The 14,087-nt window shown below is 69.3% G+C and carries 10 protein-coding genes; 8 read left to right on the top strand and 2 right to left on the bottom strand.

Features of this window, described 5'->3' with window-relative positions; all coding sequences use genetic code 11:
• The first annotated feature begins 958 nt into the window (after nt 1-958).
• From FOH10_RS17630 to FOH10_RS17610, 5 genes are all read left to right on the top strand, one after another.
• Nucleotides 959-3,451, top strand: coding sequence for a hypothetical protein (locus tag FOH10_RS17630; RefSeq protein WP_244961258.1), 2,493 nt, complete (start codon nt 959-961; stop codon nt 3,449-3,451).
• Nucleotides 3,448-3,756: a transposase gene (locus tag FOH10_RS17625; RefSeq protein ID WP_039815235.1), complete on the top strand. Its 309-nt coding sequence runs from the start codon at nt 3,448-3,450 to the stop codon at nt 3,754-3,756. Before FOH10_RS17630 ends, FOH10_RS17625 begins: the two co-directional genes overlap by 4 nt.
• Nucleotides 3,757-3,845: 89 nt before the next feature.
• Nucleotides 3,846-4,394, top strand: a complete 549-nt coding sequence (locus FOH10_RS17620; protein ID WP_244961257.1) for a hypothetical protein — start codon at nt 3,846-3,848, stop codon at nt 4,392-4,394.
• 36 nt (nt 4,395-4,430) lie between these two features.
• Nucleotides 4,431-6,290 carry a type IV secretory system conjugative DNA transfer family protein gene (locus tag FOH10_RS17615; RefSeq protein WP_143981558.1) on the top strand — a complete coding sequence of 620 codons (1,860 nt, stop codon included), beginning with the start codon at nt 4,431-4,433 and terminating at the stop codon, nt 6,288-6,290.
• A complete protein-coding gene (locus tag FOH10_RS17610; protein WP_051037435.1) occupies nt 6,287-6,673 on the top strand; it encodes a DUF4913 domain-containing protein in 387 nt (128 codons plus the stop codon). The genes FOH10_RS17615 and FOH10_RS17610 overlap by 4 nt, the downstream gene beginning before the upstream one ends.
• 139 nt (nt 6,674-6,812) lie before the next feature.
• On the opposite strand, the gene FOH10_RS17605 is transcribed toward FOH10_RS17610, so the two are convergent.
• Both FOH10_RS17605 and FOH10_RS17600 read right to left on the bottom strand, forming a co-directional pair.
• Entirely contained in the window at nt 6,813-7,367 is a 555-nt protein-coding gene (locus tag FOH10_RS17605) for a hypothetical protein (protein WP_029924317.1), read from the bottom strand.
• A gap of 468 nt (nt 7,368-7,835) precedes the next feature.
• A complete protein-coding gene (locus tag FOH10_RS17600; protein WP_143981557.1) occupies nt 7,836-8,726 on the bottom strand; it encodes a peptidylprolyl isomerase in 891 nt (296 codons plus the stop codon).
• 238 nt (nt 8,727-8,964) lie between these two features.
• Here FOH10_RS17600 and hisS point away from each other — a divergent pair, with 238 nt between their 5' ends.
• The 3 genes from hisS to FOH10_RS17585 all read left to right on the top strand — a co-directional run bounded on the left by hisS (nt 8,965) and on the right by FOH10_RS17585 (nt 14,051).
• A complete protein-coding gene (gene hisS / locus FOH10_RS17595) occupies nt 8,965-10,239 on the top strand; it encodes a histidine--tRNA ligase (protein ID WP_143981556.1) in 1,275 nt (424 codons plus the stop codon).
• A gap of 946 nt (nt 10,240-11,185) precedes the next feature.
• Entirely contained in the window at nt 11,186-11,833 is a 648-nt protein-coding gene (locus FOH10_RS17590) for a hypothetical protein (protein ID WP_143981555.1), read from the top strand.
• A gap of 193 nt (nt 11,834-12,026) precedes the next feature.
• A complete protein-coding gene (locus FOH10_RS17585) occupies nt 12,027-14,051 on the top strand; it encodes a M13 family metallopeptidase (protein ID WP_186000518.1) in 2,025 nt (674 codons plus the stop codon).
• The last annotated feature ends 36 nt before the right edge of the window (nt 14,052-14,087 follow it).

Genomic DNA, 14,087 nt, shown 5'->3' with positions numbered 1-14,087 from the left:
GTCGGAAACCGACGGGGGAGCGGCACCCTCCTCCGGAGCCACACCGGACAGCGCGGCGCTCTCCGACGGCCCCACCCGACGCGGAGTGGTCTCACCCGGCAGGGAGCGCGGCCGCGACGGCACCGGACGTACCCATGCTGCGGACACTGCCAGCGCTGTGAACGCCGCCAGCACCACGAACCAGGCGAGCGCCCCGCGTGACACCCGCGGCGGTGACGACGCACAGCCCCGTCGGCGCGAGGAACTCGCGACGGGCGGTGCGGGAGCGAATCTCGCAGCCCACGGCGAGGCGCATGCGCGCGGCACGGGCGCACGACCGAATGCGACCCAAGCGGAAGCGTCGGGCGTGCGGTCGGAACGTCGGCGTACTCCCGACGCGGAATCCGCCGGTGCCGCAAGGGCTTCGGCTGGCGCGGCGGTGACATCCACAGCGGCACCGGACGAGAGTGCGGGCGGTGCGAATCCGGGGCACGCGCACGGTACGGCTGCGCGCGGTACCGCGGTTACCGGCTCCGGCGTTGACGAGCATGACGCTGCGGTACCCGATATGGAACCGGCGGCGAGTGGCACATCCCGTGAGGGCGTGGTTACCCCGGAACCGAGGGCACGCGACAGCCACCGTGATGCTGCACGTGCCGGTCGCCCGCGTGATGCCGAGCCTGCCGGTCCCGAACGTCGTGATGCCGAGCCTGCCGGTCCCGAACGTCGTGATGCCGAGCCTGCCTGTGGCGAGCGCGGTGATACCGAGCCTGCCGATCGTGAGCGTGCTGATGCTGAATCTGCCGGTCGCGAGCGCCACGATGCGGAGTCGGTGCGCCGTGGTCGTGACGGGCAGGAGTTCAGTTCATCTGGCGCGGACCTCGCGGACCGCGCGGACACACGCGCCGTTCGGCGACCGCGCGATGGTGAGTCGGCGGGTGGGGCGGAGGTCTCCGTCCGAGAGTGCCGGGAGTCCGGGATGATTCGGCGTGGACAGGGCGAATTCGCCTCCGATTCCGAGCGTGCGGCCGACGCGTCCCAGACCGGTGCGCGTGGGGCGGTCGGTGACGTGGCCGGTTCCGAGGTGCGGGCGGCCGTGGCTGTCGGGGGCGAGGGGCTGGGGGATGAAGGCTCGGGGCGGGTGGGGGAGCGTCGTGGGCATCGAGAGGTGGAGGCCGCTGTGCGTGATCGGCGTGTGAGTGAGCAGTCCGGACGGGAGCGTCGGGAGGAGGAGGCCGCGCGGCGGGAGGGGCGGCGGGGCGGTACCTCGGGGCGGGAGCGTCGGGAGGCGGAGGTCTCGGGTCGGGAGCGGCGGCGCGGGGAGGACGACGCCCCGGAGCGGCGCCGGGGCGACGACGGTACTCGCGAGCGGCGGGACGGGGAGGCTCGGCAGCGGCCGCGCGCCGAACATCCGGTGCGTGAGCGCGCGCGGGGAACGGATCTGCCGGAAGGGGAGCGGATGCGCAAGGCGGAGCCGGGGCGGGAGCGGGCCAGGGACGCCGGTGGGCGACGGCCCGTCGAGGGGGATCGACGCGGCCGGGAGAACGCACGCGGGCGGGCCGTCGACGGCGACCGCGTGCACCTGGGTGGGCGCGCCGCCACACCCGGGCGACCCCGGCGGCCACGCCACGAAACCGAACCGGTCGAGCGGACCGGGCGGGGACGTCGCACCGGCCGCAACGCGGACAAGCCGGACCGGGCCGCCCTGGCGGCCGCACGGGCCGAGCAGCGGGCCAAGGCGCGCAAGGGCAAGGGCGGCAAACCGAAGCAGTCCGGTCCGAAACTGCTCGACGATTCCACCCGCGCCCGGCTCGAGGCCGTCGCCCGTGAGAAGAACGGTCTCGGCGCGGCCTGGGCGGCGTTCCGGCTGCACACCGACGATCTGCGCCGCCGCAACTTCGCCGCCCGCGTGGAGCGCATGGAGTACGGCAGCCACGACGAATTCGACCGCACCACAGCCCAACTCACCGACCGCGGCTATATCGGCGAGGGCGGCGGCCGGATGAACGTGATCGGCCGCCCGGTCGAATACCGCGCCACCACCGCCCAGGTCGCGGGCCTGTGGCCGTGGTCGGTCGGCGCGGGCGCGCCACTGATCGGCACCCCGCTGGGTTCGCACCTGCACACCGGCGCACCGGTCTGCTTCGACCCCATGAACTGGTTCATGCGCGGCAGCTTCATCACCGCACCGAGCCTGTTCGTGCTGGGCCTCAACGGTTTCGGCAAATCCTCGCTGGTGCGCCGCATCGTGCTGGGCGGTGTCGCACAGGGCATCACCCCGCTGATCCTGGCCGACGTCAAGCCCGACTACCGCAAACTGGTGGAGTTGGTCGGCGGCCAGGTCATCGACCTCGGCTACGGGCACGGCAAACTCAATCCCCTGGCCGCGGGCGTGCTCGGCTCCATCGTCCCCCGCCTGTCCGAACTGCCCGCTCTGCAAACGCAGGTGGTGCAGGAGATGCGCGCCCGCCAGGTCACGCTCATCGCCGGTCTGGTCGAACTGGTGCGCGGCGCCCGGGTGCGCGACTACGAGGAAACCCTCATCTCCACCGGCCTGCGCATCCTCTACCGCGAGGGCAGCGGTTTCACCCCGGACCAGCCGCCCATCCTGGAGAACCTGCTCGAGGTCATCGTGGCGGGCGGCGACGAGCTGAAACTCGATGCGGGCGCGGACGACGACACCGAGTACCAGAACGCCATCAAGGGGCTGCGCCGCTCGCTGCGCGCGCTCACCCAGGGTCCCTTCGGCGCGGTCTTCAACGGTCACACCACCACGCCGATCGACACCGCGGCCACCGCCGTCTGCATCGACGTCTCGCATATCCCCAACGGGGACAAGAAGCTCAAGGCCGCCGTCATGCTGGCCTGCTGGGCCGACGGTTTCGCCTCCGTGGAGGCGGCCCATGTGCTGGCCGACGCGGATATGGGACCGCAGCGCTACTTCCAGGTGGTGATGGACGAGCTGTGGCAGGTGCTCGGCCTGGGCGACTTCATGGTCGACCGCGTGGACGAGCTGACCCGTCTGCAACGCAGTATCGCCACCGCGCTCATCATGATCAGCCACACCATCAAGGATCTGCAGGCGCTGGGCTCGGAGGCGGCCATCGCCAAGGCGCTCGGCTTCCTGGAGCGGGCGCGCGCCAAGATATTCGGCGCGTTGCCCGCGGAGGAGATCGCGCGACTGGATTCGACGGTGCCGTTCACTGCTGCCGAGGAGGAGATGGTGACCAGTTGGTCCGCGCCGCAGGCGCTGACGGGTGAGGCGCTCAAACCGGGCCAGCACCGCCCGTCCGCGCCCGGTACCGGCAAGTTCCTGCTGAAGATCGGTGAGGACCGGCGACCCGGCATCCCGTTCCACATGGAGTTCACGCCCTCGGAGCGGGAGAGCGGAATCCACGACACCAACCAGCGTTTCAGCGAGTTCACCGAATCCACCTCGCACCGCGGCTCGGACGAGGAGGGTGCCGCATGATGCCGCATCGGTCGTACCGAAGAGTCTCCCCGGAGGTCCGGCAGGCCGCCGTCGAACAGGTCATCGCGCTGACGGGCAAGCTACGCAGCGAATCCGAGGCGTGCCGGGTGGTGGCCGATCAGATCGGCGTGCACACCAATTCGGTGCGCAACTGGGTCCGCGCCGCCGAGGGACCGGGCCTGGAGCGCATGGACGCCACCGCGCTGCGCCGCAAAGTGGCGCTGCTGCAACAGCAGTTGGCCGCCGCCGCCGAGATGAACCGGACCCTGGTCGAAACCCTCAACGACGCCAAGCGCGGCATATGACGGCATCCGACACCGGACACGCCGACTCGGGAAAACCGCAGGTATCGCCCCGCGACCGGCGGGGACGACTAGCCTGGAACGGTAGTCCGGTGAAACGCGCGAACCTGGTGGTGATGCTGGTGGCGAGCGTCGCGGTGTTGGTCGTGTCCTGTGGTTCCGACGGCGACGATCCCGGATCCGCGCCGGGCTGGAGTCCGCCCACGTCCACCACCAGGTTGTTGGAGGAGGCCCCGGCTCCCGATCCGTCGACTCCGGAGGGTGTCGCGGTGACGGCGCTGCACGAGATATTCACCTGGCATCCCGCCACCGAGGGTGAGGGCGCGGCGCTGGCGCGGGCGCGGGAATGGCTCGGTCCCAGCTTGATCCGTACCCTGGACAGCACAGCGACCGCGGTCGAGACGCCGAAGGCGAGCGTGCGGTGGGCCGAGTGGAGCAGCGCCGGCGCCACCGTCGAGGCATTCACCTTCGCCTCCGGCGTGGCGGCACCGGGCACCGACACGAACCGGCAGCAGTACAAGATCGGAATCGAACAGACCGTCGTGTACCCGGACGGGCGGCGCGAACCGCTGCCGCCGACGACGGTCGTCGCCACTGTCGTCCGCACCGCGGACGGCTGGCGGCTCGACGAGTTCCGTTGAGCGGCAACGACTGACAGGTCATCCCAGGAGGCAGAGATGGCGAAGAAGAAAGTGCAGGATCCGGCCGTACCCGGTCCGGATGCGACCCTGTATCTGATCTACGCGGGCTTCGCGCTGTTCGGAACCCTGTGGGTGGCCCTGCAACTGGGCAATCAGCTCTCCACGCCCCCGCAGGATCTCCCGATCAACCCGATCGCCCTCGGCTTCGGGTTGGGCCGCGGCGAACTGACCTGGCCCACCGCGTCCACGGTCATCGTGGTGCTGGTGGTGCTCGCCGCCGTGACCTATGTGCTGGTCAAGCGGAAGCTGAAGGCGCGCAAGTCCGTCGGCCGACTGGCGGTCGACGACAAGGCCGACCACATGGGCAGCGGCAGCGCCATCGGCCCGCTCACCGAGGCCGGGGTGCGGGACAAGGCCAAGCAGCTGGGCATGCGACTGGGGCGTGACGACACGCCGGGTGTCCCGATCGGCGTGGCCGTCGCGGACGGCCAGATGGTGTACGGCTCCTACGAGGACCTGCACGTCGACATCTGGGGTCCGCGCCAGGGCAAGACGACCTCCCGGGTCATTCCGGCCATTCTCACCGCTATCGGTCCGGTGCTCACCACCTCCAACAAACGGGACGTGGTGGACGCAACCCGGGATGTGCGCGAGGGCAAGGGCAGTCGTACGTTCGTCTTCGACCCGCAGGGCGTCGCGGACGAGGAACCGACCTGGTACTGGGACCCGCTGGCCTGGGTGGACGCGCACAGCCCCGGGTGCGAGGTGCGCGCGGTGCGGTTGGCCGGTCACTTCGCCGACGGCGACGACAGTTCCGGGCCGCAGGTCACCACCGACTCCTACTTCGACCAAGAGGCCGAGGACCTGCTCGCCGGTCTGTTCCTGGCCGCCGCCGTGGACAATCGCCCTATCATCCAGGTGTGGGACTGGGTCAACAACTGGCGTGACACCGAACCGGTGGAGTTGCTGCGGCGCGCGGGTCAGCACTTCATGGCCTCCGGTCTGGCGCAGCAGTTCAACGTCGACGACCGCACCCGCAGCGGCATCTTCGGTTCCGCCAAGAAGATGGTGCGCTGTCTGAAGCTGTCGAATGTGCACCCGTGGATCACGCCGGGTGACACCCGTACCCGGGACGGCCGCACCGTCAACCGGATCCAGTTCGACGAACTCGAGTTCATCGAGGGCAACGGCACGCTCTACAGCCTCTCCCTGGAGGGACGTGGGTCGGCGGCGCCGCTGGTCAGCGCCCTCACCGAGGCCGTGATCGACGTGGCCACGCACAAGGCGTCGCGCTCGCCGGGCGGTCGCCTGCCCATTCCCATGCTGGCCGTGCTCGACGAGGCCGCGAACGTGGTGCGCTGGAAGGATCTGCCGAAGCAGTACTCGCACTTCGGATCTCGCGGCATCGTGGTGATGACGGTGTTGCAGTCCTGGGCGCAGGGTGCGCGCTGCTGGGGCGTCGACGGCATGGAGGCACTGTGGGCCGCGGCCAATATCAAGGTGCTGGGCAGCGGCGTGGACGACAACAAGTTCCTGCAGGAGCGCTCCGAGCAGATCGGCGAGTACGAGACCATCTCGGCCTCGGTCTCGGAATCCAAGGGCGGCAAGAGCTATTCCCGCTCGCTGGGCTCGTCCAAGACCTTCAATGTGCACGCCCTGGCCACTCTGCCACGCGGGCGCGCCATCGTATTCTCCTCCGGCACACCGCCGGTACTCGTTCGGACCGTGCCGTGGTGGGAGGGCGAGTACGCTGCCGAAGTGAAGAAGTCGATCGCTCACCACGATCCGTCTCCGCACAAGAAGACCGAGATCGCCGACCTCATCGGCGCTCCCTCGCTGATCAAAGCGCCTCCGGGGCAAGACGCCGGACAGATTGAGGAGGTCAAGCCGCTGTGAGCGAACAGCAGCAACAGCCGATGGTCTACTCCAGCGTGGTGGAGTTCGTGGAGAACTACCTATCCCTGGTGTACCGGCGGCAGGTGACCGATATCAGCGATACGGTCTGGTGCCCGGAGTGGTGGAAGCACGCGGAGGCGGTGGCCCGGCTCGACGCCATGTGGCGGGCATGGGAGCACTACCGCCTGGACGGCAAAACCGGTCTGTCGGTGTGGTTTCTGGATCACGCGGACCCGCATATGGCGAAGCTGTTCGACCCCAAGGGGCCGTTCAAGTATTGCAGTGTGCGCAACGGGCACAAGGACATGTTGACGCCGCTACCGCTGAAGTCGCCGCAGCAGGGCCTGTTCAGCGATCCGACCATGGGAGATTTCCGGATCTGAGCCGAGATGGTGCGACCGAGCGCCGTCGCCGGCTGGCGGATCGTCTGTCGAGAACGGATCCGATCCGCCTGAGCGCTCCGTCGCACTCCCCGACCAGTAACCGAAGAAGGAAGTAACCGAAGAAGGATTCAGCGCCGTGTCAGGAACGTACGCGCTGTAGTCCCCGAGCTTCCTGTTCGCGAGCCCGCCGCTGTACCGCCGCGGCCTCCTCCTGTCGAGCCCGTACCGCGTCGGCCGCCGACTGCGCCTGCCCAACCTCGAGCAGCATCCGCACGGCGGCGAGCTCGGGTGCGATGCCCATGCGAGTCAGGTGCTGCGCCAAGGCGGCACGCCGCTCCACGGAGTCGTATCGAACCAACGGTTTGGACATCGCTGCCTGCGTGGCGGCCATGCGGGTGGCCTCGGCCTGCGCGGCGAAACGGTCCTTCTCCAGCGAAACGCCCTTGTCCAGCGGTGGCTTCTCGATCATGCGAGCGAGTTCCACATTGCGCGGATCCTTGGCCTTGGAGTCAGCGGCCTCCCGGAGCTGACGCTCACGGGCTTCCTTCTGACGGGCCTCGGTCATCTTGACGCGGGCTTCCGCTTCCTTCTGGCCACGTTCCCGGGTGCGCAGCGCGACAAGTGTCGCGAGCTGCAACATTTGCCTCATCATCGCCGCGGTTTCGCGGCCGATGTCGTCGAGTTCCTCGGCCATTGCCTGCTCCCCGATGCTGCAGTGATCACTATGGATGATTGTGGTGCTTCGTCACGGACATCGCCACACGAACGGTGGTTCGGGTAGCGGTGTCCCGCCTGCAAACGTGGACACCGGGAGCACTCGAGGCGCGGCACTTGCCCGGTGGGGGTCGCCCGATGGGATTACTACGCCGCTTCGTACTCCGTTCTATGAGGTTACCAGCGAGAACTCGGATACCGCCGTACGCGCGCGTCGCGATCCAGCATATATCGCACAATTCCGACATGAACCGGAAAACTTCGGATTTTCTTTGGTTAGGAAACCCTTACGCCGAAGGTTCGATCATGGGTTTCGGGCCGGTCACCGGAAAAGAACCGGCCCCGGCGCACCAGGTGCGCCGGGGCCGAATGTCGCTGGTGGTCAGTCGATTCCGCAGTACCCACCGGGCCGTTCGATTAAACCCGTGAGCGGTACCGATCTGTCGGATCAGTCGATCTGCACCGATTCCAGGGTGACCTGTAGGTTCGGCTTACCGCCACCCGGGCTGGGCTCCATCGAGCCGTCGTCGCCGGCGGCAGCGATCTTGTCCAGGGTTTCCAGGCCGGTCTCGTCGATGGTGCCGAAGATGGTGTACTGCGGCGGCAACTGCGAATCGCCGAAGACCAGGAAGAACTGGCTGCCGTTGGTGCCGGTGCCGTCCGGGCTGGGGCCGCTGTTGGCCATGGCGATGACGCCGCGCTGGTACTTCACCGGCACCGACTGGGCGGTCGGGTCGCCGGGGGCGTACTGGTCCGTCGGGTACTCGTTGTCGAAGGCGTAGCCCGGACCGCCCATACCGGTGCCGGTCGGGTCGCCGCACTGCAGGATCTTCAGTCCCGACGTGCTCAGCCGGTGGCAGCTGGTGCCGTCGAAGTACTTCTGGCTGGCCAGACTCGCGAAACTATTGGTGGTGCAGGGGGATTCGGCATTGTTGAGGGTGAGGCCGATGGGGCCCTGACTGGTCTGCATGCTCACGCTCAGCGTGGCGTCGTCGCCGGTGGTCCGGATGCCCTCGGCGCGGGGCTTGTCCACCGGACGGGCCGCCTCGCCCGAATCCCGATACGTGCAGTTCACCAGTTCCGGCTTGGGCTTGGCCGACGGGGGCGCGGAGGCCAGCGACGCCTCCGGGGTCTCCGACGTGGTAGCGGTGGTGGCCGTATCGTCGTCACCACGGGTCAGGTAGTAGATGCCGACACCCGCCGCCACCGCCACCACGACACCCAAGGCCGATGCCGCGATGGTGAGCTGCTTGCGCTTGCGGGCCCGCGCGGCCCGATTGGCCAGTTGACGCTCCAGCTTGCGTTTCGCCGCAGCGCGTCGCTGTTCATTGCTCGGCACTAGGTGGTCCCTCCGTGGTCGGTTGTATCGGCATAAGAGTGTGCCATCCCTTGCTGAGGCGATCCTGTACAACCGCTGGGTGGCACTCGTCGGTTCGCGGCGCGTCTCGGTTCTGGACTGACCGGAGCGGGGGAGCGAAGCGGAGGAGCGGAGGGAGGGAAGAACCGAGACTTTCAGCGCCGCGAACTCGCCCGGAGCGCAGCGGAGGGCAGATTGAACACAGCTTAGACTGGACGCCGTGACCGATACCAGCAGCTTCAAGGCCCCGAAGGGTGTCCCCGATTACCTGCCGCCGACCTCGGCGGAGTTCGTCGCCGTGCGCGACGGGCTGATCCGTGCCGCGCGACTGGCCGGGTACGGGCATATCGAGCTGCCGGTGTTCGAGGAGACCGCCCTATTCGCCCGGGGTGTGGGCGAGTCCACCGACGTGGTCAGCAAGGAGATGTGGACCTTCGCCGACCGCAAGGGGCAGAGCTACACGCTGCGTCCCGAGGGGACGGCCGGGGTGATGCGCGCGGTCATCGAGCACAATCTCGACCGTGGGCAGCTGCCGGTGAAGCTCTGCTACGCCGGGCCCTTCTTCCGCTACGAGCGGCCGCAGGCCGGTCGGTACCGTCAGTTGCAGCAGGTCGGCGTGGAGGCCATCGGGGTGGACGACCCGGCCCTCGACGCCGAGGTCATCGCCATCGCCGATGCCGGATTCCGCGCGCTCGGACTGACCGGGTTCCGACTGGATATCACCTCGCTCGGTGACGAGACCTGTCGTCCGCAGTACCGGGAGCTGTTGCAGGAGTTCCTGTTCAGGCTGCCACTGGACGAGGAGACCCGCCGCCGGGCCGAGATCAACCCGCTGCGCGTGCTCGACGACAAGCGGCCGCAGGTGCAGGAACTGGTGGCCGACGCGCCGCTCATGATCGACCACCTGTCCGAATCGGCGAAGGCGCACTTCGACCAGGTGCTCGGCCTGCTCGACGCGCTCGGAGTGCCGTACGTGGTGAATCCGCGCATGGTGCGCGGACTCGACTACTACACCAAGACCACCTTCGAATTCGTGCACGACGGGCTGGGCGCGCAGTCCGGCATCGGCGGTGGCGGCCGCTACGACGGGCTGATGGCCCAGCTCGGCGGGCAGCCGCTCTCCGGTATCGGCTTCGGTCTGGGCGTCGACCGCACGGTGCTGGCCCTGCGGGCCGAGGGCAAGTCGGCCGGTGACGCTGCCAGCTGCGACGTCTACGGCGTCCCGCTCGGCGATATCGCCACACAGCATCTGGTGGTGCTGGCCGCGCGACTGCGCGCGGCCGGAATCCGCACCGACCTGGCCTACGGCGGCCGCAGCATGAAGAGCGCCATCAAAGCGGCCGACAAGTCCGGCGCCCGCCTGGCGCTCGTGCTCGGCGACCGTGAGGTGGCCGACGGCGAGATCGGCCTCAAGGACCTGCGCACCGGCGAGCAGCGCCAGGTCGCCCTGGACGATGTGGTGGCGGAGGTGACGGCGGCGCTGGCCACCGAGTGATATTCCGGCAGTCGGAACCGCCGGTGTCCGGCTCACGCGACCGTCGGTGCCCAGCTCACGCGGTTCGCGTGGAGTCGGGCGGCCCGCCCACTGGCATGCCACCAACGCGTCCAGGGCGACAGCCGCCCGGCCAGTGCGTCCAGGGGCAACAGCCGCCCAACCAGCGCGATGACCGGTGGTGACGGTCGTGCCGCCCGCCTCCGCACGAGGTGTGCGGGGCGGGGTGATCCCGCGCCACTCGTCCGGCTCACCCCACCGGCGCGTGCCGGGGCACGGCCGTGCCAGCGCGCTGGCCAAGGTGTCGTTGGACGCCTCCATCCAGGACGATCTGCCGCCGGAGTTTCATGGCGCGATGACCTTGGCGTCGGCTCGCCGTCCGCGTCGCGCGCGAGGTTCGGGGCGGGGTGATCGCGGGCTGCTTGCCCGGCTCACGCCATCGGCGCGTGCCGGGGCATGGCCGTTCACGGCGGGATGACCTTGGCGTCGGCTCGCCGTCCGCGCAACGCGCGAGCCGGTGCCACTGGCAGCGATCCCGCCTCCCCGGGGCGTTTCGTGCCGCTTGTGCGGGCTAGCGTCACCTCCGCGCCCGTCGGCGCGCCGCTGGACGCGGGCGCGCGCCGTGTCCGTGGCGACGGACGGGTACTCGGCCGCCATATCGGTGCCGCCGAGCGGTTCGGTGGGCGTGGGGGTTTCATGGCGTCGGTGTGGAAGTGGGCGTGGGGGTTTCCGTGTGCTGAGTGGTGCGGTCGGTGTGGGAGTTTTCCTGGAGCCGGGGTGACGCGGGCGTTGGGTTTCGTGGTGTCGGGGTGGCGCGGGCGTTGGGTTTCGTGGTGTCGGGGTGAAGGTGGGCGCGGGCGGTGGGGATGCTGGTAGCGTCCCGGTCGGTGTGCGGGCCGCTGTGTCCGTGCGGACGTACACCCACCCTCACCTGGACGAATGCGCACCCGTGACTGAACAACCGAATGTCGAGCCCACCCCGGCGGTGGGGCTGGACCTCATCGCTCCCGAGATGTACGCCCCCGCACTGCGCCGTTTGGCGCTCGCCGCGCTGGGGGTGGGGATAGGCGTCGGCCTGCTGTCGGCTCTCTTCGTGAGCTGGCCGATCGCGCTGGCGGTGGCGCTGGTGCTGGGGCTGCCGACCGCCCTGTACGCGCTTGCCGCGCAGCGCCGCCGAATGTCGCTGGCGGGCACCGTGATCCATGCCCAGACCTGGCGTGGGGAACATACGCTCGATATCGCGGCCGCCACCGGTGTGGAGGTGCTGGTCTACTCCGGCCGCCTCAGCCGGGTGGTGCTGCGCGTCACCGCCGCGCCCGACACCCGCATCATCCCGCTGGCCATGTACACCGATGCCGGGGGTGGCCGCGAACTCCACCTGCTCGGGCTGCGCCGCCTGGCCGACGCCCTGGCGGCCTGCCCGCTGGCCGCCGCGCTGGCCGTATCGGGCGTGCTGGTGCACCAGCTGCGCGCCGAGGCCCGCGACGCGGTGGCCGAGGAACGGCCCCTCTACCGTGCCGCCCGCATGGTCCGTGACCGCGACGCGGTGCAGCCGGTGGTACTCAGCGATCGCGATATCGCCGAACTCGTCAAGTAGTCGAACAGCCCAGCCGTAGATACCGAACCAAGCCCAGCCGCCGTGGCGCGATCAGACTCGGTGCCGGATCAGGGTCGGGTCAGGGTGGAGATCATCCGGCAGCCCGATCCCACCGCGACCCGCCGTCCCTACTGTCGTGAATATGACTGGGCGCGACAGAGTTTCGGGAGAGCATCCGCACAGACCCTGCCGGTTGGACCGGCGTCGGTTCCTCGGCACGGCCGCGGCGGTACCGCTGCTGGTGGCCTTGGCCTCATGTTCGTCGGCCGCACCGCGCCGTTCGACCGGACCGGATCTGACCGGAATGGACCCGGCCGTCCGACCACAGGATGACCTGTACCGGCATGTGAACGGTGCGTGGCTGCGTGACTTCGAACTGCCTCCCGACAAACCGACCTACGGCGCGTTCGAGGAACTCATCGACAGCACCGAGGATCGGCTGCGGGAACTGCTGGAGGAGCTGTCGGGGTCGCGGCGGGGTACCGACGAGCAGCGGCTGCACCACCTCTACCGCGGCTTCCTCGACACCGCCGCCCGCGATCGTGCCGGTATCGAACCCCTCGCCGACTTGCTGTCGGAGATCGAGAAGGCCACGGACAAAACCGATCTCGCGCGGATCGCGGGCAATCTCACCACCCTCGGCGTACCCGGACCGATCGGCGTCCGCATCCAGCCCGATCGCAAGGATCCGAGTCGCCACCGCGCCTACCTCGTACAGTCCGGACTCGGCATGCCGGACCGCTCCTTCTACCTCGACGCCGAATACGACGCCCAGCGCGGCGCGTACCGCACCTATCTCGAACGCATCGCCACCGCGGCGGGTATGGCGGCCCCGGCCGAGATCGCCGCCAGCACCCTCGCGTTGGAGACCGAGATCGCCCGCGGCCATGTGGAACTGGTGGAGCTCATCGCGTCGCTGTCCTCCTACCAACCGTATGCGTGGCGGCAATTGCCGGAACTGGCACCGGGTTTCGACTGGGACGCCTGGCTGGCCGGAGTGACCGACGCACCGGCGGCGTTCGACACGATCGTGGCCGATCAGCCCGGTCACCTCACCGCGATGGCTCGCCTCTGGGCCGCTACCGATCCGGCCACGCTGCGCGACTACCTGCGGCTGCTGGTCGTCACCCGCTACGCGCCCACCCTGTCCACCCCGTTCACCGAGGCGCACTTCGAGTTCTTCGACCGCGCCCTGCAAGGCACCCGGCAACCTCGGGAGCAATGGCGAACCGCTCTGCGAGTGATCCGGGAGCGGCTCGGCGACGCCCTCGGCCGCCGGTACGCCGAACGGTATTTCCCGGCCGAATCCCGCGCACTCGTCGAGGAATTGGTCACCGACCTGCTCAGCGCCTACCGCACCGCGTTGTCGGAGACCACGTGGATGTCCGACGCCACCCGCCGCGAGGCGCTCGCCAAGGTGGACCGGGTCGTCCCGCTGGTCGGCTACCCGGAGAACTGGCGCGACTACAGTGGTCTCGACCTCCCCGACGGCCCGCTGATCGCCGCCCTGCGCGCCGCCGACGCCTTCGAATTCCGCTGGCAGCTGGCCAAACTCGGCCGACCGGTGGATCGTGCCGAGTGGAGTATGCTGACCCCCGCCGACGTGAACGCCAGCTACAGCTGGGAACTGAACCACATCTGCCTCCCGGCGGCCATCCTGCAGCCCCCGTTCTTCGACCCGGACGCCGACGCGGCCGTGAACTACGGCGGCATCGGCATGGTGATCGCCCACGAAATGGGCCACGGATTCGACAGCGGCGGCTCGAAATTCGACGCCGGCGGCAGTCTGCGCGACTGGTGGACCGCAGCGGACAAGGCCGCGTTCGAGGCCAAGACCCGGCTGGTGATCGAGCAGTACGATCCGCTGGTTCCGGCGGGGCTCGCCCCGGAACACCATGTCGACGGGGCGCTCACCGTGATCGAGAATCTGGCCGATCTGCGCGGTATGGCCACGGCGCTGGCCGCCTTCCGACTGGCCGAACGGCGGCGCGGCACTGCGACCCCCGACTACCGGCCGGTCTTTCTCGCCTACGCCCGCATGTGGCGGGAAGCGGCGAGCCCGGAGTACACGGCCACCATGCTCGCCCTCGACTCGCACTCACCCGCCGAATTCCGGGTGAACCAGGTGGTCCGCAATATGCCGGAGTTCTACACCGCGTTCGCGGTGCGGTCGTCGGATCGCCTGTATCTGGCGGAGTCCACGCGGGTCGCCATGTGACACTCCGCGGGGTGATTGGCCGATCGTGTCGCAGGC

Source organism: Nocardia otitidiscaviarum (assembly GCF_007362295.1).
Taxonomy (GTDB): Bacteria; Actinomycetota; Actinomycetes; order Mycobacteriales; family Mycobacteriaceae; genus Nocardia; species Nocardia otitidiscaviarum.
The sequence above is the reverse complement of the archived record's forward strand: the minus strand, read 5'-3'. Positions and strand labels throughout refer to the sequence as shown.